General features: G+C 74.7%; 22 protein-coding genes and 1 pseudogene. 15 read left to right on the top strand and 8 right to left on the bottom strand.

Going from position 1 to position 22,411, the window contains the following annotated elements; translation table 11 throughout:
- Window positions 1-21 precede the first annotated feature (21 nt).
- Window positions 22-1,488 carry a sigma 54-interacting transcriptional regulator gene (locus JKP76_RS01590; RefSeq protein ID WP_200489298.1) on the bottom strand — a complete coding sequence of 489 codons (1,467 nt, stop codon included), beginning with the start codon at window positions 1,486-1,488 and terminating at the stop codon, window positions 22-24.
- A gap of 178 nt (window positions 1,489-1,666) precedes the next feature.
- On the opposite strand from JKP76_RS01590, the gene JKP76_RS01585 reads away from it, so the two are divergent.
- The 3 genes from JKP76_RS01585 (at window position 1,667) to JKP76_RS01575 (ending at window position 5,663) form a co-directional block, all read left to right on the top strand.
- Window positions 1,667-2,665: an ATP-binding cassette domain-containing protein gene (locus tag JKP76_RS01585; RefSeq protein ID WP_200489297.1), complete on the top strand. Its 999-nt coding sequence runs from the start codon at window positions 1,667-1,669 to the stop codon at window positions 2,663-2,665.
- Entirely contained in the window at window positions 2,662-3,468 is an 807-nt protein-coding gene (locus tag JKP76_RS01580; protein WP_200489296.1) for an ABC transporter permease, read from the top strand. Before JKP76_RS01585 ends, JKP76_RS01580 begins: the two co-directional genes overlap by 4 nt.
- Before the next feature lie 140 nt (window positions 3,469-3,608).
- Complete coding sequence (locus tag JKP76_RS01575) at window positions 3,609-5,663, top strand: M3 family metallopeptidase (RefSeq protein WP_200489295.1); 2,055 nt, start codon at window positions 3,609-3,611, stop codon at window positions 5,661-5,663.
- Between the two features lie 168 nt (window positions 5,664-5,831).
- Here JKP76_RS01575 and JKP76_RS01570 read toward each other — a convergent pair whose 3' ends face one another.
- Together JKP76_RS01570 and greA are read right to left on the bottom strand one after the other, a co-directional pair.
- Window positions 5,832-6,152 carry an RNHCP domain-containing protein gene (locus JKP76_RS01570; RefSeq protein WP_200489294.1) on the bottom strand — a complete coding sequence of 107 codons (321 nt, stop codon included), beginning with the start codon at window positions 6,150-6,152 and terminating at the stop codon, window positions 5,832-5,834.
- An 8-nt stretch (window positions 6,153-6,160) separates the two neighbouring features.
- A complete protein-coding gene (greA, locus tag JKP76_RS01565) occupies window positions 6,161-6,664 on the bottom strand; it encodes a transcription elongation factor GreA (RefSeq protein ID WP_200489293.1) in 504 nt (167 codons plus the stop codon).
- Between the two features lie 244 nt (window positions 6,665-6,908).
- Between greA and mca the strand changes: the two genes are divergently transcribed.
- The 7 genes from mca to JKP76_RS01530 all read left to right on the top strand — a co-directional run bounded on the left by mca (window position 6,909) and on the right by JKP76_RS01530 (window position 12,388).
- Entirely contained in the window at window positions 6,909-7,796 is an 888-nt protein-coding gene (mca, locus tag JKP76_RS01560) for a mycothiol conjugate amidase Mca (RefSeq protein WP_200489292.1), read from the top strand.
- On the top strand, window positions 7,793-8,116 hold the full coding sequence (locus JKP76_RS01555; RefSeq protein WP_200489291.1) for a hypothetical protein: 324 nt from the start codon (window positions 7,793-7,795) through the stop codon (window positions 8,114-8,116). Before mca ends, JKP76_RS01555 begins: the two co-directional genes overlap by 4 nt.
- 159 nt (window positions 8,117-8,275) lie before the next feature.
- On the top strand, window positions 8,276-8,893 hold the full coding sequence (locus JKP76_RS01550; protein ID WP_200489290.1) for a hypothetical protein: 618 nt from the start codon (window positions 8,276-8,278) through the stop codon (window positions 8,891-8,893).
- A gap of 69 nt (window positions 8,894-8,962) precedes the next feature.
- Window positions 8,963-9,628, top strand: coding sequence for a maleylpyruvate isomerase N-terminal domain-containing protein (locus tag JKP76_RS01545; RefSeq protein WP_200489289.1), 666 nt, complete (start codon window positions 8,963-8,965; stop codon window positions 9,626-9,628).
- Between the two features lie 42 nt (window positions 9,629-9,670).
- Window positions 9,671-10,921 (top strand): geranylgeranyl reductase family protein, encoded by a 1,251-nt coding sequence (locus JKP76_RS01540; protein ID WP_200489288.1) that lies wholly within the window; start codon window positions 9,671-9,673, stop codon window positions 10,919-10,921.
- 88 nt (window positions 10,922-11,009) lie between these two features.
- Window positions 11,010-11,345: a PadR family transcriptional regulator gene (locus tag JKP76_RS01535; RefSeq protein ID WP_200489287.1), complete on the top strand. Its 336-nt coding sequence runs from the start codon at window positions 11,010-11,012 to the stop codon at window positions 11,343-11,345.
- Window positions 11,342-12,388 carry a hypothetical protein gene (locus JKP76_RS01530; protein WP_200489286.1) on the top strand — a complete coding sequence of 349 codons (1,047 nt, stop codon included), beginning with the start codon at window positions 11,342-11,344 and terminating at the stop codon, window positions 12,386-12,388. Before JKP76_RS01535 ends, JKP76_RS01530 begins: the two co-directional genes overlap by 4 nt.
- A 7-nt stretch (window positions 12,389-12,395) precedes the next feature.
- Here JKP76_RS01530 and JKP76_RS01525 read toward each other — a convergent pair whose 3' ends face one another.
- On the bottom strand, window positions 12,396-13,211 hold the full coding sequence (locus JKP76_RS01525; protein WP_200489285.1) for a hemolysin III family protein: 816 nt from the start codon (window positions 13,209-13,211) through the stop codon (window positions 12,396-12,398).
- A gap of 115 nt (window positions 13,212-13,326) precedes the next feature.
- On the opposite strand from JKP76_RS01525, the gene JKP76_RS01520 reads away from it, so the two are divergent.
- The 4 genes and pseudogenes from JKP76_RS01520 to JKP76_RS23120 form a co-directional block, all read left to right on the top strand.
- Window positions 13,327-14,106, top strand: a complete 780-nt coding sequence (locus JKP76_RS01520) for an isoprenyl transferase (RefSeq protein WP_200489284.1) — start codon at window positions 13,327-13,329, stop codon at window positions 14,104-14,106.
- Window positions 14,107-14,130: 24 nt separating this feature from the next.
- Window positions 14,131-15,348: a DUF885 domain-containing protein gene (locus tag JKP76_RS01515; RefSeq protein WP_200489283.1), complete on the top strand. Its 1,218-nt coding sequence runs from the start codon at window positions 14,131-14,133 to the stop codon at window positions 15,346-15,348.
- 5 nt (window positions 15,349-15,353) lie between these two features.
- On the top strand, window positions 15,354-15,725 hold the full coding sequence (locus JKP76_RS01510; protein ID WP_200489282.1) for a hypothetical protein: 372 nt from the start codon (window positions 15,354-15,356) through the stop codon (window positions 15,723-15,725).
- 84 nt (window positions 15,726-15,809) lie between these two features.
- A pseudogene (locus JKP76_RS23120) lies at window positions 15,810-16,097 on the top strand (PIN domain-containing protein); the annotation flags it as partial.
- Here JKP76_RS23120 and JKP76_RS23115 read toward each other — a convergent pair.
- Window positions 16,002-16,283 carry a hypothetical protein gene (locus JKP76_RS23115; RefSeq protein WP_309232794.1) on the bottom strand — a complete coding sequence of 94 codons (282 nt, stop codon included), beginning with the start codon at window positions 16,281-16,283 and terminating at the stop codon, window positions 16,002-16,004. The pseudogene JKP76_RS23120 and the gene JKP76_RS23115 overlap by 96 nt on opposite strands.
- Here JKP76_RS23115 and JKP76_RS01505 point away from each other — a divergent pair.
- Window positions 16,282-17,256, top strand: coding sequence for a PhoH family protein (locus JKP76_RS01505; RefSeq protein ID WP_255522491.1), 975 nt, complete (start codon window positions 16,282-16,284; stop codon window positions 17,254-17,256). The two genes, JKP76_RS23115 and JKP76_RS01505, sit on opposite strands and share 2 nt — an antisense overlap.
- Before the next feature lie 18 nt (window positions 17,257-17,274).
- On the opposite strand, the gene JKP76_RS01500 is transcribed toward JKP76_RS01505, so the two are convergent.
- The 3 genes from JKP76_RS01500 to flhA are packed head-to-tail and all read right to left on the bottom strand — an operon-like array spanning window position 17,275 to window position 22,395.
- The gene (locus JKP76_RS01500; RefSeq protein ID WP_200489281.1) at window positions 17,275-17,538 is read right to left on the bottom strand and encodes a hypothetical protein; all 264 of its coding nucleotides are present in this window, start codon (window positions 17,536-17,538) and stop codon (window positions 17,275-17,277) included.
- On the bottom strand, window positions 17,535-20,369 hold the full coding sequence (locus JKP76_RS01495) for a hypothetical protein (protein ID WP_200489280.1): 2,835 nt from the start codon (window positions 20,367-20,369) through the stop codon (window positions 17,535-17,537). Before JKP76_RS01495 ends, JKP76_RS01500 begins: the two co-directional genes overlap by 4 nt.
- Window positions 20,350-22,395, bottom strand: a complete 2,046-nt coding sequence (flhA, locus tag JKP76_RS01490) for a flagellar biosynthesis protein FlhA (protein WP_200489279.1) — start codon at window positions 22,393-22,395, stop codon at window positions 20,350-20,352. The genes JKP76_RS01495 and flhA overlap by 20 nt, the downstream gene beginning before the upstream one ends.
- Window positions 22,396-22,411: the final 16 nt, after the last annotated feature.

Raw genomic sequence — 22,411 nt, 5'->3', positions numbered from 1 at the left:
GGCCCGCGGCGGGTGGTCACCTCAGGCCCCGTAGATCGTGCGGCCGCCGTCGGTGTCCTTCGCCAGCCGCCGGGTCAGGTACAGGCCCTCGAGCGCGAACTCGACCGCGGCCGCCGCCTGCTCGGCCGACTGCTCGCCCTCCGGGACGCCGAGGCGGCCCAGCAGCTCGGCCAGCTTCGGGATCGTGCCGAGCTGCCCGAGCAGCGCCGGTGCGCTGACCAGCTCCCCGGACTCGACCGTCTCGCCGCCGGTGAAGTGCTCCTGGAGCCCGGTGAGGTCCAGGCCCGCGCAGCGCGCCCGGAACGTCTGGGCGGTCGCCTGGCGGAGCAGGTGGTCCAGGATCTCCAGCTCGCGGTCGTCGTCGTTGTCGCTGCCGGAGTCGGCGAACTCCACCTTGCCGCGGCTGGCCGGGACGACGCTGGGCAGGTCGACCACGCGGGCCACCGGCCGGGTCTCCCCGGCGATCGCGGCCCGGCGGACGGCGGAGGCGGCGACGGTCTCCAGCCCGGCGATGGCGAACCGGGCGCTGACGCCGGAGCGCTGGTCGACGTGGCTGGACTCGCGGACCAGCCGGGTGAAGCGGGCGACGATCTCCACCAGGTGCTCGGGCACGAGGGGTGCGGAGTGCCCGTCGCCGCCCAGCGCGGAGGTCTGCGCCTCCTGCTGCAGCAGCCGGATCTCGTCGGCGAGCTCGATCGGGTAGTGGGTGCGCACCTCGGCGCCGAACCGGTCCTTGAGCGGGGTGATGATCCGCCCGCGGTTCGTGTAGTCCTCGGGGTTGGCGCTGGCGACCAGCAGCAGGTCCAGCGGCAGCCGCACCCGGTAGCCGCGGATCTGGATGTCCCGCTCCTCCAGGACGTTGAGCAGGGCGACCTGGATCCGCTCGGCGAGGTCGGGCAGCTCGTTGACGCTGAAGATGCCGCGGTTGGTGCGCGGGACCAGCCCGTAGTGCACCGTCTCCGGGTCGCCGAGCGTGCGGCCCTCGGCGACCTTGATCGGGTCGACGTCGCCGATGAGGTCGCCGACGCTGGTGTCGGGGGTCGCGAGCTTCTCCCCGAACCGCTCGCTGCGGTGCAGCCAGCCGACCGGCGTGGCGTCGCCGTGCTCGGCGATCTGCCGGTGGGCCCAGACGCTGATCGGGGCCAGCGGGTGCTCGTTGAGCTCGCTGCCGACCAGGACGGGCGTCCACTCGTCGAGCAGGCCGACGAGGGTCCGGATCAGCCGGGTCTTGCCCTGGCCGCGCTCGCCCAGGAGCACCAGGTCGTGGCCGGCGATGAGCGCCCGCTCGACCTCGGGCAGCACGGTGTCCTCGAAGCCCACCATGCCCGGCAGGCTGGGCTCGCCGCGGCCGAGGCGGGCGAGCAGGTTGGCGCGGATCTCGGCCTTGACCGGGCGCGGGACGGCGCCGCTCGCGCGCAGCTCGCCCAGGGTCGTGGCAGCGGGGGAAGGGGTGGTCGGTCCGGTAGCGACTCCGGCGGTGTCCGTCACCCCAGGAACGGTACGACGCCGACGCCGGGAACGGGGCGCTCGTCGGCGGGTTCCCGTTCGTCGGCCGATGAGTTCCCGGCTCCGGCGCGGTCGTCATCGGCATGCCACCGCTGCAACTCGACCGCCGTCCGCGAAAAGCTCTCGGGAACTGTCGGTACCCGGCCCTAGCGTGGCCGGCATGAACGACGCGATCGTTGTCGAGGGCCTCGTCAAGCGCTTCGGTGCCACCACCGCGCTCGACGGGGTCGACCTGACCGTCGCCGAGGGGTCCGTGCTCGGGCTGCTCGGCCCGAACGGTGCCGGCAAGACCACCGTGGTGCGGATCCTGACCACGCTGCTGGCGGCCGACGAGGGCCGGGCGGAGGTGGCCGGGCTCGACGTGGTCCGTGACGCCGACGCCGTCCGCGCCGCGATCGGGCTCACCGGCCAGTACGCCGCGGTGGACGAGTACCTGACCGGGTTCGAGAACCTGGAGATGGTGGGCCGGCTCTACCGCCTGCCCAAGGCGGAGGCGCGCACGCGGGCGGGCGAGCTGCTGGAGCGCTTCGACCTCGTGGACGCCGCCAACCGCCCGGCGAAGACCTACTCCGGGGGCATGCGGCGGCGGCTGGACATCGCCGCGTCGCTGATCAACCGGCCCCGGGTGCTGTTCCTGGACGAGCCGACCACGGGGCTCGACCCGCGCAGCCGGTTGGCGATGTGGGAGTTCATCGCCGAGCTGGCCGACGGCGGCACCACGATCCTGCTCACCACCCAGTACCTGGAGGAGGCCGACCGGCTGGCCGACCGCATGGTCGTCATCGACCGCGGCCAGGTCATCGCCCGCGGCACCGCCGACGAGCTGAAGGCCCAGGTGGGCGGGGAGCGGCTCGAGTTCACCGTCACCGACGCCGCGGCGCTGCCCGGGATGGTCGAGGCGCTGCGCCCGCTCGGCGTCGACGAGCCGAACGTCGACGTCGCGAGCCGGCGCTTCTCGATGCCGGTCAGCGGCGGCGCCGACGTGCTGGCCGAGGCGCTGCGCCGGCTCGACGGCGCGACCGCGCAGATCTTCGACATCGGCCTGCGCCGGCCCGACCTCGACGACGTCTTCCTGGCCCTGACCGGGCACGCGGCCGAAGAGGTCGGCACCGACCACGAGCAGCCGGCCGAGCCGGCCGTCACCGGAGGAGTCCGATGAGCAGCCTCGCCGCGACGCTGTCCGACAGCGCCGTCATCACCAAGCGCAACCTGATCAAGGTCAAGCGGGTGCCCGACCTGATCGTCTTCGCGACCCTGTCGCCGATCATGTTCGTGCTGCTGTTCCGGTACGTCTTCGGCGGCGCGATCAACCTGCCCCCGGGCATCAACTACGCCGAGTTCCTGCTGCCGGGGATCTTCGCCCAGACCGTCGTCTTCGGGTCCACGGTCACCGGTGCCTCGATCGCCGAGGACCTGCAGAAAGGGCTCATCGACCGGTTCCGGTCGCTGCCGATGTCCCGTGCGGCGGTGCTCATCGGGCGGACGGTCGCGGACGCCGGGCTGAACGTCATCTCGATCACCGTCATGGCGCTGACCGGCCTCGCCGTCGGCTGGCGGATCAACTCCTCGGTCGTCGAGGCGCTCGGCGGGTTCCTCCTGCTGCTGGTCTTCGCGTACGCGATCAGCTGGCTGATGGCGCTGGTCGGGCTGCTGGTCCGCACGCCGGAGGTCGTGAACAACGCCAGCTTCATGGTCATCTTCCCGCTGACGTTCGCGTCGAACGCGTTCGTGCCGCTGGAGTCCTTCCCGTCGGTGCTCCGGACCTTCGCGGAGTGGAACCCGGTGTCCACGGTCGTGCAGGGGGCGCGCGAGCTGTTCGGCAACACCGTCCCTGGGGCGCCGGTGCCCGACGCCTGGCCGCTGCAGAACCCGGTGCTCTACACGCTGCTGTGGACCGCCGTGATCCTCGCGGTGTTCGTGCCGCTGTCGGTGCGCGTCTACCGCCGGACCGCCGCGCGCTGAGGTCCGCACTCCTCCCCAGTTGTTGATCATCGTCATCCGGTCGGCCTCTCCGGCGTGGCGGGCGACCGGATGACGATGATCGACCGGGTGGTCGCTCCCGGAGCGGGTGGGATGCGGGGGATCGCGATGTAGTGCTCCCGATGAACGCCGCAGACGCTGCCCCGGTGACCGCCGACAACCCGCTGTTCCGCCCCTCGCCGCTGCCCTTCGGGCTGCCGTCGTTCGGCGAGATCACCCCCGAGCACTGCCGGGAGGCGCTGCTGGCCGGGATGGCCGAGCAGCGGGCCGAGGTGGCGGCGATCGTCGGGTCCGAGGAGCCGCCGGGCTTCGAGAACACCGTCGCGGCGATGGAGCGCTCGGGCCGGTTGCTCGTCCGGGCCTGGAGCGTGTTCGGCAACCTGACCTCGTCGGTGTCCTCGCCGCGGCTGCGGGAGATCGAGCGGGAGATCGCGCCGCTGTCGGCGGCCCACTCGGACGCCCTGCGGCTGGACCCGGCGCTCTTCGCGCGCATCGACGCGGTGCACGAGGCGCGGCACGAGCTGGGGCTGGACGCGGAGCAGGTCCGCTTGGTGGAGCGCTACCACCTGGACTTCCGGCTCTCCGGCGCGCAGCTGGACGAGGCGGGCCGGGCCCGCCTGACCGAGCTGAACCAGGAGCTCTCCGGCCTGACGACCACCTTCGGCCAGAACGTGCAGCTGGCCATGGAGGCGGCGGCGGTGCACGTGACCGACGTCGAGGAGCTGGCCGGGCTCAGCGGCGAGGAGGTGGCCGCGGCCCGCACCGCCGCGGCCGACCGCGACCTGGAGGGCTGGCTGTTGCCGCTGCTCCTGCCGACCCGCCAGCCGCTGCTGGCCAAGCTGCGCGACCGGGAGCTGCGCCGCCGGGTGCACGAGGCGTCGGTGGGCCGTGCCTCCTCGGGCGAGCACGACAACGGTCCGGTCGCGGTCCGCATCGCGCTGCTGCGGGCCGAGCGCGCCCGGTTGCTCGGCTTCGACACCCACGCCGACCTCGTGCTCGCCGACCAGACCGCCCGCACCACCGAGGCGGTGGACGCGATGCTCGCCTCGATGGTGCCGGCGTCGGTGGCCAACGCCGAGGCGGAGGCCGCGGTGCTCACCGAGGTCGCCGCCCGCGACGGCGTGGAGCTCGCCCCGTGGGACTGGGCGTTCTACAGCGAGCAGGTGCGTGCCGAGCGCTACGCCGTCGACACCGGTGCGCTGCGGCCCTACTTCGAGCTGGACCGCGTGCTGGTCGACGGTGTCTTCCACGCCGCCGGGCTGCTCTACGGCTTCCGCTTCACCCCGCGCCCCGACCTGCCCGGCTACCACCCGGACGTCCGGGTGTGGGAGGTCACCGACGCCGACGGGAGCGCGGTCGGGCTCTACCTGGGCGACTACTTCGCCCGCGAGGGCAAGCGCGGCGGCGCGTGGATGAACTCCTTCGTCACCCAGTCCCGGCTGCTCGGCACCTCACCGGTCGTGGTGAACAACCTCAACGTGTCCCGCCCGCCGGAGGGCACACCGGCGCTGCTCACGCTGGACGAGGTGGACACGCTGTTCCACGAGTTCGGGCACGCGCTGCACGGGTTGAGCTCCGCGGTGACCTACCCGCGGTTCGCGGGCACCAGCGTCCCGCGCGACTTCGTCGAGTTCCCCAGCCAGGTCAACGAGATGTGGGCGACCTGGCCCGAGGTGCTCGCGCACTACGCCCGCCACGTCGAGACCGGGGAGCCGATCCCCGCCTCGGCGGTGGAGGCCGTCGAGGCGGCCCGCCTGTGGGGCGAGGGCTTCGCGACGCTGGAGTACCTGGCCGCCACGCTGCTGGACCAGGCGTGGCACCGCGTCGCGCCCGACGCCGAGATCGACGACCCGGTCGCGTTCGAGCGGGCCGCGCTGGAGCAGGCCGGCGTCGCCTCCGATCTCGTGCCGCCGCGCTACCGGACGACGTACTTCAACCACGTCTTCGCCGGGGGCTACTCGGCCGGCTACTACTCCTACATCTGGTCGGAGGTCCTCGACGCCGACACCGTGGAGTGGTTCAAGGAGAACGGTGGGCTGACCCGCGCGAACGGGGACGCGTTCCGCGAGAAGCTGCTGGCCGTAGGCGGCTCGATCGACCCGATGGACGCCTTCCGCGCCGTCCGCGGCCGCGACGCCGACCCGACCCCGCTGCTCGAGCGCCGCGGGCTGCGCTGACTCCCCGCGCTGGGATCAGGTGACCTGATCGTCGCGCGTCCTCCCTCGTGGTGTGCGGTGAGGGAGGACGCGCTGCGCTGAGGGAGGACGGTCGCCCGGGGACGGGTCGTGGCCGCGGTGCGGTCCGGAGAAGCGCGGTGTCACGAGCGCGGTGTCACGAGCGCGGTGTCACAGCCAGGGGAGCGCGAGCACCAGGTCCAGGTCGTCGGGCGCCGAGCCCTCGCGGACCAGCCGGTTGGGCTGGCGGTGGCCGCACGTCGTGCAGCGGTGGACCACCTGCCAGCCCTTGCCCGACTTCTCGACCAGCCCGATCGGCTCCATCGGCTGCCGGCACTCGCTGGCGCGGTCGCCGGGCAGTTCGTCGACGTGCAGCGACCACAGGCAGTACGGGCAGTGGTTGCGGTAGTGCCCGTCGGTGTTGGCGGGCACCGGGATCGCGCAGTGCACGCACGCGAAGCCGGTGTTCTCTGCCCGACGCGAGCGGGTCACGGTGCGGGTCAGGGGACGAAGGGCTCGACGCCGACGACCTCGACGGTCATGTCGCGGCCGTTGGGCGCCTGGTAGGTCACCGTCGCGCCCGGCGCGGCACCCATGATCGCCGCACCCAGCGCCGACTCAGGGGAGTAGACGGTCAGGTCGGTGGTGCCGGCGATCTCGCGCGAGCCGAGCAGGAACTTCTCGGTGTCGTCGTCGCCGGCGAAGCGGATGGTGATGACGGTGCCGAGGGCGGCGTTCGTCGCCGTCGAGGGCGGCTCGCCGACACGTGCCTTGCGCAGCAGGTCGGTGAGCTGCCGGATGCGGCCCTCCTGCTTGCCCTGCTCGTCCTTGGCGGCGTGGTAGCCGCCGTTCTCCTTGAGGTCGCCCTCTTCGCGGCGCGCGTTGATCTCGGCGGCCATGGCCGGACGGTTCGCCACCAGCTGGTCGAGCTCGGCCTTGAGGCGGTCGTAGGCGTCCTGCGTCAGCCAGACGCCCTGGTCCTGCTCGTCAGTGGGGGTGGACACGACGGACTCCTGAGAATCGGGAGGCCGCCCCCGTGCGGGGACGGCCGGTGGACGAACGGCCAAGCTAACACCGGGCTCGGGCCGCATGCACGGATCCGGGGCGGCCCCCGGAGATGCGGAACGCTACCGGATCGGGCGTGACCGAGAGCACATCTCCCCCGTCCGGGGGACCGACCAGCGCGGTCTCGGACCGCGCGCCGGGAGCACCCACCGGCATTCCGCCGGGACGGGGGATGATGCACCGGTGACCCGACCCGACCAGCTGCGCCTGCTCGCCGTCCACGCCCATCCGGACGACGAGTCGAGCAAGGGCGCCGCCACCATGGCCAAGTACGTCGCCGAGGGGGTGCGCGTCATGGTCGCCACCTGCACCGGTGGCGAGCGCGGCTCCGTGCTCAACCCGGCGATGGACCGTCCCGAGGTGTGGGAGCGGCTGCCGCAGATCCGCGCCGAGGAGATGGCCAAGGCCCGCGACATCCTCGGCATCGAGCAGGAGTTCCTCGGCTTCGTCGACTCCGGCCTGCCCGAGGGCGACCCGCTGCCCCCGCTGCCGGAGGGCTGCTTCGCGCTCGTGCCGGTCGAGGAGGCCGCCGCGCCGCTCGTGGCGCTGATCCGCCGGTTCAAGCCGCAGGTCGTCACCACCTACGACGAGCGCGGCGGCTACCCGCACCCCGACCACATCAAGACGCACGAGATCTCGATGCACGCCTTCGAGGCGGCCGGCGATCCGGACCGGTACCCGGAGCTCGGCGAGCCCTGGCAGCCGAGCAAGCTCTACTACCACATGAGCTTCACGCTGCCCCGGACGAAGGCGCTGCACGAGGCGATCCTCGCCACGGGGGCGGAGTCGCCGTACACGGAGTGGCTGGCGAACTGGGACCCGGCCCGCGACATGTCGCACCGGGTCACGACCCGGGTGCCGTGCGGGGAGTACTTCGCCGTCCGCGACGCCGCGCTCATCGCGCACGCCACCCAGATCGACCCGCTGGGCCGCTGGTTCGCCTGCCCGATCGAGACCCAGCAGCAGATCTGGCCGACCGAGGACTACGAGCTGGCCCGGTCCCTGGTCGACGCACCCTCGCCGGAGGACGACCTGTTCGCCGGCCTGCGCAGCGAGGTGGGAGTCCGATGAGCACCGCCGTCCAGACCGTCCTGGCCGCCGACCAGCTGCCCGAGGACGTCGGCAAGGCCGGCCCGCTCGGGCTGCTGCTGATCGTCGTGCTCCTGATCGCCACGGCGCTGCTGGTGAAGTCGATGTCCGGGCACCTCAAGAAGCTGCCGCGCAGCTTCGACCCGGAGGACGAGGTGCTCGTCCCCGACGACCTCTCCGGCCTCGATGCACGCGACGAGCCGGGTCAGGAGCTGCTGGACACGCTGCGCCGGGCGCCGCTGGCGATCGAGCCGCCGCGCGACGGCGACACCCGGCCGGAGAACCCCTCGGCCCAGGGCTGATGCGGGCCGGTCAGGGTGACGTCGCGCCGGCGGGAGCGGCCCCGGTACCACAGCAGGGGCCCCGGCGCCGTTCGCCGCAGGCGGAACGAGGGGGCTGCCCTCCCCGGCTGATCGGCCTACGCGCGTAAGCGTGTAATCACCGCTGCCGAGGAGGCCGCCATGCACGCATCCCGATTCGCCGATGTCGGCCCGGACCTCGCCGCCGCCTTCCGCCGCGGACGCGGCCGCGGGCCGGGTGGCCGTGGGCAGGGTGGCCGTGGGCAGGACGCACCCCCGGTGGAGCGCGCCGAGGTGGCCGGCTGGTTCGCCGGCCGGCTGCCCGATGCCTGGTTCACCGGGCCGGTCGAGCTGGTCATCGACCGGGACGAGATCGCCGTCATCGGCACGCTGCCCGAGCCCGCCGCGGGTGAGGGGGACCCCGCCGCCGCGCAGGCCGGCCGGATCGCCCGCTTCCGCGAGGACACCCGCCGCGAGCGGATGGCGATCGCCGACGCAGCGCAGGAGCGGTACGGCCGCTCCGTGGCGTGGGGCGCCGCCTGCGGCGGCACCCGTGAGGTCTTCACCACCCTCTCGGTTCCGGTGATGACCCGGCTGCGCCAGCCCGAGCGGCTCGTCCTCGACACCCTCGTGGACGCCGGCGTCGCCCGGTCCCGCTCGGAGGCGCTGGTCTGGGCGGTCCGCCTGGTCGGCAGCAACGCCGAGGAGTGGCTGGCCGAGCTGCGGGCGGCCATGGCCTCGGTCGAGGAGGTCCGGGCGCGGGGGCCTCAGGCGGGGTGATGGACGCGAGGCCGCAGGCGGGGTGATGGGCGAGGCGCCGCAGGCGGGGAGGTCTGCGAGGCTGCGCGGATGACCGACCGTCTGGACCTGCTGCGCACCGCGTACGCGGATCTCGCCGGGCTGCTGCACGACCTGGCCGCGGACGGCGAGGCGTGGGCACCCACCGGCTGCCGCGGGTGGGCCGTGCACGACCTCGCCTTCCACCTCCTCGGGGACGCGCGGCGGGCGCTGGTCGGCCTGGCCACCCCCGCGCCCGGGCCCGCCGACCGCGACGCGGTCACCTACTGGGGCGCCTGGTCGCCGCCGGAGCCCGGCGACGACGAGGCGCTGCGCCGGACCCGGGCGGTCGCGAGCACCGCCGTGGACTTCCCCGACCTGGTCGAGGACTACGCCGAGGTCGCCGCGGCGGTGCTGGTGGCGGCCGGGCGGGTGCCCGCGGGAGAGCTGGTCCGCACCCAGGGCTGGGTGATGGAGGTCGAGGACCTGCTGGCCACGCTCGTGGTGGAGGCGGCCGTGCACCACCTCGACCTGGTCGCCCACCTGGACCGGCCGGGGCCGGGACCCGGCCCGCTGGCCGAGGTCCGCCGCGTCCTCGAAGGGCTGCTGGACGGGTCGCTCCCGTCGCGGTGGGACGACGTCACCGCCGCCCGCCGCGGCACGGGGCGTGAGCCGCTGACCGACGAGGACCGGGCGGAGCTCGGAGTGCGGGCGGGTGCGTTCCCCCTGTTCGGCTGAGCGCGTGCGGCGTCGGTCGGCCGACCAGGGACACTGGGCGACGTGCTCGCCAGTCCCGTCCCCGCCGCGACCGACGTCCTCGTGGTGGGAGCGGGCCCGGCCGGCTCCGCCGCCGCTGCCTGGGCCGCCCGCGCGGGACGCGAGGTCGTCCTCGCCGATGCTGCCGTCTTCCCGCGCGACAAGACCTGCGGCGACGGCCTGACCCCGCGCGCGGTCGCCGAGCTGGACCGGCTCGATCTCGGCGACTGGGCGCGCGGCAGGGCGCGCAACCGCGGGCTGCGGGCCGCCGGCTTCGGCCGCGAGTGGCAGCTGCCCTGGCCCGGCGGCGACCTGCCCGACCACGGCAGCGCCGTCCCGCGCACCGAGCTCGACGCGCGGATCCGGCAGGTGGCCCTGGACGACGGCGTCACGGCGGTGGACGGCGCCCGAGCGGTCGACGTCGAGCGCGACGGCGAGGAGGTCCGCGGCGTCGTGTTCGAGCTGGCCGACGGGACGCGCAGCACGGTGGCGTGCCGGAGGCTCGTCGTCGCCGACGGGGTGCGCTCCCCGCTGGGCCGGGTGCTCGGCCGCGAGTGGCACCGGGACACCGCCTACGGCGTGGCCGCGCGCGGCTACGTGCGCTCGTCCCGCAGCGACGACGAGTGGATCTCCTCCCACCTCGAGCTGCGCGGGGTCGAGGGCGAGCTGCTGTCGGGCTACGGGTGGGTGTTCCCGCTCGGCGCGGAGGCGGGCGAGGTCAACATCGGCGTCGGCACCCTGGCCACCTCGCGTCGGCCCGCCGGGGTGCAGCTCAAGGCCCTGCTGGAGAGCTACACCGACGCCCGCCGGGAGGAGTGGGGCATCGACGGCGACGTCCGGCTCCCGGCCTCGGCGCTCCTGCCGATGGGCGGAGCGGTCTCGGGCGTGGCCGGGCGCAACTGGGCGCTGGTCGGCGACGCCGCGGGCTGCGTGAACCCGCTCAACGGCGAGGGCATCGACTACGGCCTGGAGACCGGCCGGACGGTCGTGGAGCTGCTCGACGAGCCCGACTGGTCGGCGGCGTGGCCCGAGACGCTGCGCCGGCACTACGGCGAGGCCTTCTCCATCGCGCGGCGGCTGGCCGGGCTGCTCACCATCCCGCGCTTCCTGCCCGCAGCCGGGCCGGTGGGCATGCGGTCGCGCCCGCTGATGACCGTCGCGCTGCGGGTCATGGGCAACCTCGTCACCGACGCCGACCGCGACCTCACCGCGCGCCTGTGGCGGGCCGCGGGCCGGCTGTCGGTGCGGCTGGACGACCGGCCGCCGTTCAGCTGATCCCCCTGCGCCACGCCGGGGCGGGCCCCGGTGCGCCCACTAGTGCGCAGTGCGCAGTACCGTCCGTGCCACCGGACCGGAGGTATAGGTGGACACGACACAGCTGCTCAAGGGCGTGCTGGACCTCGCCGTCCTCGCCGTCCTCGACGACGAGGACGGCTACGGCTACGACGTCGTCCGGCGGCTGCGCGCCGCCGGGCTGGACGACGTCGCGGACGCCTCCGTGTACGGGACGCTGCGCCGGCTGTTCGCCGCCGGGCACCTCACGTCCTACGTCGTCCCCTCCGTCGAGGGGCCGCACCGCAAGTACTACGGCCTGAACGCCTCGGGCCGCGCCGAGCTGGACGCCGCGGCGAAGACCTGGTCGGGGTTCGCCGACACGATGGCGGCCCTGCTGGCCGCCCGGAAGGAGGTGGCGGCATGACCGCCGACCCGCACGCCGGGCCCGACGTCGAGGTGCGTGCCTACGCCCGCCAGGTGCGCGCCGCGCTGGCGGACCTGCCGGCCGCGCGCGTGGCCGAGCTGCTGGAGGACCTGGAGGAGCACCTCGTCGAGGTCGCCGCCGAGGGTGGCGAACCGCTGGCCGACCGGCTCGGACCCGCGTCCGGGTACGCGGCCGAGCTGCGCCGCTCCGCCGGTCTGGGTGAGCCGCCCGCGGCCGGTGCCCCGGCCGGGCCGGCGCGCACCCCCTGGCACGCCGAGCTGACCGCCGGCCTCGCCCGGGCGCAGCGCTCCCGGCCCTGGCTCGCGGTGCAGGAGTTCCTGCCCGAACTGCGGCCCGCCTGGTGGGTGGTGCGCGCCTGGGCGGCCCTGGTGGCCCTCGACGCGCTGCTGCTCGGCAGCACGTCGTTCCCGGTGCCGACGTTCGGCACCAGCCCGCTGATCGGTCTGCTGCTGACGGGCGCCGCCGTCACGTGGTCGGTGCGGCGCGGCCTGCGCGTGCGGGAGGACCCCTCCCTGGGCCGGGCCCGGCTCGCGGTGGCCGGGAACGCGGCCCTGGCGCTGCTCGCGCTGGTGGCGGTCTTCGGCGCGGGCGGCCAGCCGGAGCCGGCCATGGCCTCCTACCCCGGGCCCGAGCCCGGAGACGCGGAGCTGGCGCACGAGGACGGCACGCCGATCACCAACATCCACCCGTACTCGTCGACCGGCGAGCCGCTCGAGGGCGTGCTGCTCTACGACCAGGACGGCCGGCCGATCGACAACCTGGCGGAGTACACCGAGGACGGCGACGAGGTGCAGCGCATCGACGCCGACCCGCCCGCGCCGGCCAACGCCTTCCCGCAGCGGCAGCGGGTGCTGACCTGGGACGAGTTCGGCCGCGAGACCTGGGTCGAGCAGGGTCCCGCACCCGTGGACCCCGCACCCGTGGAGCCGGCCCCCGTGGACCCCGCCCCCGTGGAGCCGGAGCCGGTGGTGCCCACGCCTGTGCAGCCGGTGCCTGCGCCCCCGGCGGAGCCGACGCCCTAGCCCTGGCTCAGGTCAGCGGCGAGTTGTACATCGCGAAGTAGACGGCGATGTAGTGGCAGATCGCGGCGACGACGGTCATCGCGTGGAACACCTCGTGGTAGCCGAACGTCCCCGGCCAGGGGTTGGGCTTCTTCACGCCGTAGGCGATGCCGCCGAGGGTGTAGAGCACCCCGCCGACCGCCAGCAGCACCAGCGAGGCGACGCCCGCGAAGTGCAGGATGTCGGTCAGGACGAACACCGCGACCCAGCCCAGGGCGATGTAGAGCGGCACCCCCACCCAGCGCGGCGCGGTCGGCCAGGTCATCTTCAGCGTCACGCCGCAGAGCGCCCCGATCCACACCACGGCCAGCACCCAGAACCCGGTCACCTGGTCGACGGCGAGCAGCGCGAACGGCGTGTAGGTGCCGGCGATGAACAGGAAGATCATCGAGTGGTCGAGCCGCTTCATGATCCGCCAGCCGCGCGGTGACCAGCGGCGGCGGTGGTACAGGGCGCTGACGCCGAACAGCCCGCAGATGGCGAGGCAGTAGAGGGTGACCGAGAGGCCGGCGCGGGCGCTCTCGACGTAGGCCAGCGGGATCAGCACCGCGCCCGCGACGATCGCGCCGAAGAACGAGAAAAGGTGCAGCCAGCCGCGCATCCGGGGCCGGGTGTCGGGGTGGTTCCAGTCCGGGTCGGCGAAGTCCTCGGCGGTCCACGCGCGCTCGACCTGCGCACCCTCCTCGAGGACGGCGGCGACCGCCTGGCCGCGCGGCGCCTCGAGCTCGGCGCTGTCGGCCTCCACCCGGACGGGTTCGCGATCGGGGGGTGACGGGGTGGTCATGGGCCGAGGTTACGGAGCCGTAGGTCCGGCGTCATCCGCACCGCATGTGAGCTTGCTGCCAGGGGAGCCGTGCCGCCCCCACGGGGACGCCGGCCGGGGCCTAGGGTGAGCGGTCGTGGGTGTGCGGCGCAGCGTCCGGGACGCGCTGACCCGTGTCTACGAGTACCGGCTGGCCCGTGCCCTCGTCGGCGCGGAGCTCCCGCGGCACGTCGGCGTGATCATGGACGGCAACCGGCGCTGGGCCCGCTCGATCGGCCTGGAGGACGTCGCCCACGGGCACCGCCGCGGCGCCAGCAAGATCGTGGACCTGCTGGGCTGGTGCGACGACGCCGGCGTGCAGGTGGTCACGCTGTTCATGCTCTCCACCGACAACCTGCGCCGCCCCGAGCCGGAGCTCAGCGCGCTGCTGCGGATCATCGAGGACGTCGCCGCGGATCTCGCCGGCCCGGGCCGCCGGTGGCGGATCAACTCGATGGGCGCCTCGGAGGTGCTGCCGCCGGAGACCGTCGCCGTCCTCAAGCAGGCGGAGGAGGACACCCGGGACCGGCCGGGCGCCGTGGTGAACCTCGCCGTCGGCTACGGCGGGCGGCGGGAGATCGCCGACGCGGTGCGCTCGCTGCTGGCCGAGCACGCGGCCCGCGGCACGTCGCTGGACGACCTGGTCGAGGCCCTCGAGGTCGAGCACATCGCCGAGCACCTCTACACCCGCGGCCAGCCCGACTGCGACCTGGTGATCCGGACCAGCGGCGAGCAGCGGATGTCGGGGTTCCTGCTCTGGCAGACGGCGAACGCCGAGTTCCACTTCACCGACGTCTACTGGCCGGACTTCCGCCGGGTGGACTTCCTGCGTGCGCTGCGCGACTACTCGGCCCGGCACCGCCGCTTCGGCGAGTAGCCGCGGGCTGCCAGACTGCTGCGCATGAGCGCCGGAGCCCTCGACCTGCCCGCCGAGTACGTGCGGCTGGGGCTGCGGTTCGACCGACTCGAGCCCGGTTTCGTCGACGCCTTCACCGGTGATCCGCGCACCCGGGCGCAGGTGCGCGACGAGCCCGCCCCGACGCCGCAGCAGCTGCGCGACCGGGCGCGGGAGCTGCTCCGCGAGCTGGACGCGGCCGAGCTGCCGGCCGACCGGACGGCGTTCCTGCGCGGCCAGCTGACCGGCCTGGAGTGCAGCGCCCGCAAGCTCAGCGGCGAGCCGGTCCCCTTCGTCGAGGAGGTGTCCCGCTACTTCCAGGTCGACGTCACCCTCGGCGACGAGGCCACCTACGCGGCCGCGCACGCCGAGCTCGACGCGCTGCTGCCCGGCACCGGGTCGCTGACGGAGCGGTACGCGGCCCACCGCCGCCGGGAGGAGTGCCCGCCGGACCGCCTCGAGGCCGCGGTGCACGCCCTGTCCAGCGCCCTGCGCGACCGCGTCCGGGGGCAGTACGGCCTGCCGGAATCGGAGACCGTGCGGTACGAGGTGGTCACCGACAAGCCGTGGTCGGGCTTCAACTACTACGAGGGCGACTTCCGGTCGCGGGTCGCGATCAACGCCGACCTGCCGCACCGGCTCTCCCAGCTCGTCCACCTGGTCGCCCACGAGTCCTACCCCGGGCACCACACCGAGCACTGCCGCAAGGAGCGCGGACTGGTCGAGCGCGCCGGCCGGGTGGAGCACACGGTGTTCCTGGTCAACACCCCCGAGTGCCTCATGGCCGAGGGGCTGGCCGACCTCGGCGTGGAGGCGGCGATCGGCGACGGGTGGGGGCCGTGGTCGGCGGAGATCCTCGGCGACCTCGGGCTGCGCTTCGACGGGCACCTGGCCGAGCGGATCGCCGCGGCCGCCGCGCCGCTGAACCGGGTGCGCCAGGACGCCGCGATCCTGCTGCACGACCGCGGAGCGGACGCCGACGAGGTGGCGGCCTACCTGCAGCGGTGGTCGCTCGTGGCCGGCGACCGGGCCCGGCAGCAGATCCGCTTCCTCACCGATCCGCTGTGGCGGGCCTACATCTCCACGTACGTCGAGGGCTTCGGGCTGCTCGCGCGCTGGCTGGACGCGCGGCCGGCGGATCAGCCCGCCGCTGACCGCTTCCTCCGGTTGCTCGACGAGCCGCTGACGCCGGCCGCCGTCGCCGGCGAGCTCGCGGCCGCCTGAGCGCCGTGCGCCGCCGCTCCGCCACGCAGGCCCGGGTCCTCGGGCTGTGGACGGCGGGCTGGCTCGCCGTCTTCCTGGTCGTCGGCATGGTGCGGCTGGGGGAGCCGTCGGTGCAGTGGCCGGTGCTCGCCGTCCCGCTGCTCTGGGCGCTGGTGGCGCTCCGCCCGCGCCGGGCGGCGCGGAACGGGGTCACGGACGACGAGGACGGCTGGGACGACGACTGGGACGACGACTGGGACGACGACGCCTGGGACGACGGCGACGGGAACTGGGACGACGGCCACCCTCCCCACCCGCCCGCCGGGTACCGCACCGACACCGTCGAGCGCCCCGCCGTCCGGCCGCCGTGGGAGCCGGGGCATCGCTGGGACGGCTGAGGCGGTTGTGCTCCGTCGGGTGAACGTCAGGTTTCGCGGCGTGGTGCGCCGCCTTCCTGTCGGTGGCAGGTCCTAGCGTCCGCGGTGAGCGGCCCGGAACTGCCCGTGCCGCTCACGGGAGGCCCGGATGGTGCTGACGAACTCGTCGACCAGGGAGGCCGGCACCCGGCCTCCGAGCCGGGGCCCGGCCACCTTCGAGCAGGGGCGCGCGCAGCGCCCTCCGGGAGCCGACACGTGAATCCTCGCCGCACGTACGTCCTCGACACCTCCGTCCTGCTATCCGACCCGGGTGCGCTGCTGCGCTTCGGGAACTCCGACGTGGTGCTCCCGCTCGTGGTCATCGGTGAGCTGGAGGACAAGCGCGACCACCCGGAGCTGGGCTGGTTCGCCCGCCAGTCGCTGCGCATGCTCGACGACCTCCGCGTGCGGCACGGGCGGCTCGACGCCCCGGTGCCGGTGGGGGATGCGGGCGGCACGCTGCACGTCGAGCTCAACCACAGCGACCCCGCGGCTGCTGCCGGCCGGGTTCCGGCACGACTCCAACGACAGCCGGATCATGGTCGTGGCGCTCAACCTGCGGGCCGAGGGCCGCGACGTCCGGCTGATCACCAAGGACGTGCCGCTGCGGGTCAAGGCGGCCGCGGTCGGGCTGGCCACCGACGAGTACCGCGTGCACGACGCCGTCGACACGGGGTGGACCGGCATGGCGGAGGTCCACCTCGAGGACGACGCACTGGCGGAGCTCTACGAGGCCGGCGAGCTGTTCGTGCCGGCGGCCGCGGAGCTGCCCACGCACACCGGGCTGGTGCTGGCCTCCGCCCGCGGCTCGGCGCTGGGCCGGGTGCTGCCGGACAAGCACGTCCGCCTGGTGCGCGGCGACCGCGAGGCGTTCGGCCTGCACGGCCGCTCGGCGGAGCAGCGGGTCGCCCTGGACCTGCTGCTGGACCCGGACATCGGCATCGTCTCCCTCGGCGGCCGGGCGGGCACCGGCAAGTCGGCGCTGGCGCTGTGCGCGGGCCTGGAGTCGGTGATGGAGCGGCGGGCGCACAAGAAGGTCGTCGTCTTCCGGCCGCTCTACGCCGTCGGCGGGCAGGAGCTCGGCTACCTGCCGGGCACCGAGGGGGACAAGATGTCGCCCTGGGCGCAGGCGGTCTACGACACCCTCGGCGCGCTGGTCTCCACCGCGGTGCTGGACGAGATCGCCGACCGCGGCCTGATCGAGGTGCTGCCGCTCACCCACATCCGCGGCCGCTCGCTGCACGACTCGTTCGTCATCGTCGACGAGGCGCAGTCGCTGGAGCGCGGCGTGCTGCTCACCGTGCTCTCCCGGCTGGGTGCCGGCTCACGGGTGGTCCTCACCCACGACGTCGCGCAGCGGGACAACCTGCGGGTCGGCCGGCACGACGGCATCGCCGCGGTGGTGGAGAACCTCAAGGGGCACCCGCTGTTCGCGCACCTCACGCTGACCCGCTCGGAGCGCTCGCCGATCGCCGCGCTGGTCACCGAGATGCTGGAGGACCTGCCGCTCTGAGCCGGGCGGGCCGCGGGCTCAGGCCGCGGGTCCGCCCTCGGCCGGCTCCGCAGCCGCGGGGTCGGCCGGGGTGCGGGCGGACGTGCGGGCGGGCGTCCGCGCGGGCGCGGGGGGCGCGCTCGCCCAGCGCAGCAGCGCCACCGCCGCCCAGCCGGCGGCCAGGCACCACGGCACCCGGAGGGCCACCTCCTCGGCGGTGAAGTCCCCGCGCACGCCCAGCGCGAGCACCGGCAGGGCCAGCAGGAAGCCGACCAGCAGCACGTCCCACCGGAGCGGGCTCATGCCGGCGCGCTCTCCAGGCGCTCGCAGAGGACCGAGGCCCAGCGGTGCGGGGTGGCCCGCACGCCGTCGACGACGGCGACCGGCACGGCCACGCGGTCCAGCACGGCGGCCGGATCGGCGGAGAGATCGGTGTCCTGGACGACCAGCGCGTCCACGCGGGCCAGGCCGCCGAGCCAGTGCTCGAGGTCCTCGGGCTTGCGGGTGGCCTCGACGACCGCCCACACCGCGACCGGCGACCAGATGGCCAGCATCTGGGTCATCCAGTAGGCGTCGGTGCGCAGCGGCGCGTCCACGGCCACGACGGTCACCGTGCCGGACGTCGCGGCGTCCTGCCGGCGGCGCAGCGCGGCGTCGATCGTGGCCATCCGGGCGGCCTCGGGGGCCAGGCCCGCGAGGTCGCCGCGGCTGGCCCACTGCACGCGGTCGGGGTCCAGCCGCAGGGTGGCGGCCAGCGAGCGGGCGGTGCGCAGCGTCTCGATGCCGGGGCCGACGACGAACAGCACGTCCCCGGCACCGGTGGGCAGCTCCGGCGCCTCCGGCAGCCGGTTCCCGAGGGCGCGGGTGAGCGCGGCGTAGGTGCCGTCGGCCTCGACATCGGCGAGGAACGCGGCGTCGAGCAGGTCGTCGGGGACACCGAGGGCGGAGAGCCGGGAGACCACCTCGGCCGGCGTGCGCGGCGGGGCGATGCGGACCCGGGCCGGGCGGGCCGGCACGGCGGCCGGCAGCACCGGGGTGTCCAGCAGACCCGGCGCGTCGGCCTCGAGGAGGGCGGCGAGGCCGGCCAGGCCGGTCAGCTCGGAGAGCTCCGGCGTCTCGGGCGTCGCCATGAGCGGCGCCACGGGGAGCCGGGTCACGGTGGCGAGCGACTCGCTCGTGCCGGCGGAGGACGACGGGCGCGGGGGAGCGGCGGTCGCGGACGGACCGCCGGCGCCGCGGGCCTGCGTCGGCGGCACCGGCGGGCGGCCACCGCGCGGCGGCACCGGCGGGAGGCCCCGGCCACGCGACGACGACCCGGGCAGGAGCGACAGGGGCGGCAGGACGGTGGTGGCGTCCATGGCCGCCGGCGGGGTCAGCGGCGCCGGGTCGCTGGCGGTGCGGGCGAGCACGGGGGCGACCTCGACGTCGAGGGAGGTGGCGGGGTCCTCGGCGACGGCCTCGTCGGCGACCGAGTCCTCGGCGACGGCCTGCCCGGTGGCGAGCTCCTCGACGGCGGGCGCGACCTCCTCGGCGGCACCGAACAGCGCGGGCACCTCGACGGCCTCGGTTGCGGGCAGCGGGGCGTCGAGCGGCGTGCCGGGCAGCGACGCCGCCGGGGAGGCGGTCCGCGGCGCATCGGCCCACATGAGGGCGTCGACGGGTGCGGGGGTCGCGGTGGCCGGAGCGGCGACCTCGCCCCACAGCTGCACGGGGGGCGACGTCACCGGAGCGGCCGGGGCCACCGGCGCGGCGGGGGTGGCGGGGCCGAACAGGTGGAACGCGGGGACGGCGGCGGGCTCGGCGACGGGCACCTCGACCTCGGTCTCGGCTTCGGCCTCGACCGCGGGCTGCTCGACGGTGGGCTCCTCGGCCTCGGCGACGGGCTCCTCCACCACGGGCTGCTCGACCGGTGCAATCGGCTCGGGCAGCACGTCCTGCGGCGCGTCGCCGGCGACGACCTTGCGCAGGATGCCGGCGAGGGCGTCGTCGGAGTGCCCCTCGGCCAGCGCGGCGCGCAGCACCTCGGCGATGGCGTCCTCGCGGGACACCGGCTCGGCGGCAGCGGACTCGGTGGCGACCGGCTCGGTCAGGAACGACGGCAGGACGGGCTCCACCTCGAACGACGGGCTCTCGAACGACGGCGCCTCGAACGACGGGGTCTCGAACGACGGCAGCTCGAACGGCTCGTCCGCCCAGGAACCGACCTCGACCCGCTCGACGACCGACGGAGAGGGCGGCGCGATGACCTGGTCTCCCACCGTTTCCTCCTCCTGGCCGGTCGCGACCGGCAGCTCTGCAGACGTGCTCGTGCTCGCGGGCGCCGGGACGTCCCGCTCCGCGTCGGACCGGACGCCGTCCGAGGTCTCCAGCGCCTCCCGGACGGCGTGCTGCACGTCCCGGTCGCCGGCGACCATCCGCGCCAGCGCGGCGGTGAACGGCGAGGGCGCACCGGCCACCGGTGCCGCCGGGACGACGGACGGTGCGACGTCGTCGTGCTCGTCCTCGGCCGGCGAGGCCGGGGCCACGCGGGTGCGGGTGGTGCGCGGGAAGCTGGCGGGGGCCACGCCGAACCGGGACACCGGTTCGTCGTCCTCGTCGGCGGGCGACCAGGCCGGGCGCGGGGCCGAGGGCTGCGACGGCAGGCCGAGCAGGCCGGCCAGCTCGTCGACGCGGAGGTCGTCGGCGAGCCCGGGCACCCGGCCGGCACCGACCGGCGCCGGGGTGGCGCGCGGAGCCGGCGCGAGCGGTGCGGGGTTGCCGGTGCGCGCGGCCTCGGCGGCCCACGCGGCGGCGCCGTTGCGCGGCGGGGCGGTGCGGGCGCGCGGGGGAGCGGCGGTGGCGAGGGCGGCGGCGGCCAGCGGCGACCCGTAGGCGGCCAGCGAGCCGGTGTCGGGGTCCTCGGTCAGGGCGCCGGCGGGGCGGGCGGGCGCGGCGACGGGCAGTCCGGGGAGGCCGGGCAGGCCGGCCGGCTCGGGCGCCACCTCGGCGACGTAGCGCTCGGTCGCGAAGAACCCGAGCACGCCGCCGGAGCGGATGCGGCGGACGCCGACGACCCGCGCCGCCGGGCCGAACTGCTCGTGCGCGGCCGCGATCGCGTCGTCCCGCGTCGCTGCCTCAACGGATCGCAACGGCACCGCTCACCACTCCCAGCGATTCGATCTGAGCCGTCCGGGACACCTCGGCGTAGGAGATGACCGGGAGGCGGGGCAGGACCTGGCGCATGAGCCGCGCCAGGGCGGAACGGACCTGCGGCGAGCACACGAGGACCGGGGAGAGACCCTGGCGCTCGGCCTCCTCGAGCAACCCGCTGCAGCCCACGACGAGCGCGTCGACCGCGCCGGCGTCGAGGGCGAGGACGGCGCCGGCCTCGCTCTGCCGCAGCGACTCGAGGAGCCGCTGCTCGAAGCCCGGATCCAGGGTGAAGACGTGCAGGCGCTCGTCCGGCGTCACGTACGGGTGGCTGATCGCCGAGCCGAGTGCGCCGCGCGCGGCCTCGACCAGCCCGTCCAGGTCGGTCGACTGCTTCGCACGCACCGAGAGTGCCTCGAAGATGCGCACCAGGTCCCGGATCGACACACCCTCTTCGAGCAACGCGTGCAACACCCGTTGCACCTCTCCCAGGGTGAGCAGGGCGGGGGTCAGTTCCTCGACGACGACGGGGTGCGTGCGGCGGATCATCTCGACGAGCAGCCGCACGTCCTCCCGGCCGAGCAGGTCCGCGGCGTTCTGGCGGACGACCTCGGCCAGGTGCGTGGTGATCACCGAGGAGCGGTCGACGACGGTGGCGCCGGCCATCTCCGCGGCGCGCTGCAGCTCGAGGGGGACCCACTTGGCGGCCAGCCCGAAGACCGGCTCGCGGGTCGCCTTGCCGGGCAGCCCGTCGAGGTTGTCGCCGATGGCGAGCACGGTGCCGGCGGGGGAGATGCCCTTGGCAGCCGGGACGCCGTTGAGCCAGATGACGTACTGCGAGCCCTGCAGGTCGAGGTTGTCGCGGGTGCGGACCAGGGGGATGACCAGGCCGGTCTCCATGGCGACCTTCCGGCGCAGCGCCTTGACCCGGTCGAGCAGGTCGCCGCCGCGGGAGGTGTCGACCAGCTCCACCAGGTCGTAGGCGACCTCGAGCTCCAGCGGGTCGACCCGCATCTTCTCGACGATCGCCTCGGGGGAGTCCGGCTGCGGCTCGGCGTCGGCGGCGGCCGCCGCGGCCTCGGCGTCCTCGTCGACGACGGGGGTCTCGGTCATGCGGGCGGCGGCGAGGAGGAACAGCCCGCCGACGAGCAGGAACGGCAGCTTGGGCAGGCCGGGGATGAGGCACAGCGCGAGAGCGGCGCCGCCGGCGATGCGGACCGGCTGCTTGAACCGGCCGAGCTGGGCGATCAGGTCGGTGCCCATGTCGCCCTCGGTGGCCGACCGGGTGACGATGATGCCGGTCGCCGTCGACATCAGCAGTGCCGGGATCATCGAGACCAGGCCGTCGCCGACGGTCAGCAGCGAGTAGGTCGAGACCGCCTCGCCGGGGGCCATGCCCCGCTGCATCATGCCGATCGCGAACCCGCCGATCAGGTTGACCAGCGTGATGATGATGCCGGCGATGGCGTCGCCCTTGACGAACTTGGACGCACCGTCCATGGAGCCGTAGAAGTCGGCCTCGGCGGTGACCTCGTGGCGGCGCTTGCGCGCCTGCGACTCGTTGATCAGCCCGGCGTTCAGGTCGGCGTCGATCGCCATCTGCTTGCCCGGCATGGCGTCGAGGGTGAAGCGGGCGCCGACCTCGGCCACGCGGCCGGCGCCGTTGGTGATGACCACGAACTGGACCACGGTGAGGATCACGAAGATCACCAGGCCGACGACCAACGAGCCGGAGATGACGATGTGCCCGAAGGCCTCGATCACCTTGCCGGCGTAGCCGTCGGTGAGGACCAGCCGCGTCGAGGAGACGTTGAGGGCCAGCCGGAACAGCGTGGCGATGAGCAGCAGCGACGGGAAGACCGCGAAGTCCAGCGGCTTCCGGATCTGCATGGCCACCAGCAGGACCAGCAGCGCGATCGCCAGGTTCAGGCCGATCAGCAGGTCCATGAGGGCGGCCGGCATCGGCACGACCAGCATGAGCACGATCGCGACGACGCCGACGGGCACCGCGGCCTTGCTGATGCCCTTCACGCGCGCTCCACCGGGG

This window comes from Blastococcus sp. TML/C7B (assembly GCF_016612845.1).
In the GTDB taxonomy this organism is placed as follows: domain Bacteria; phylum Actinomycetota; class Actinomycetes; order Mycobacteriales; family Geodermatophilaceae; genus Blastococcus.
This window is presented reverse-complemented; position numbering and strand designations above follow the sequence as displayed.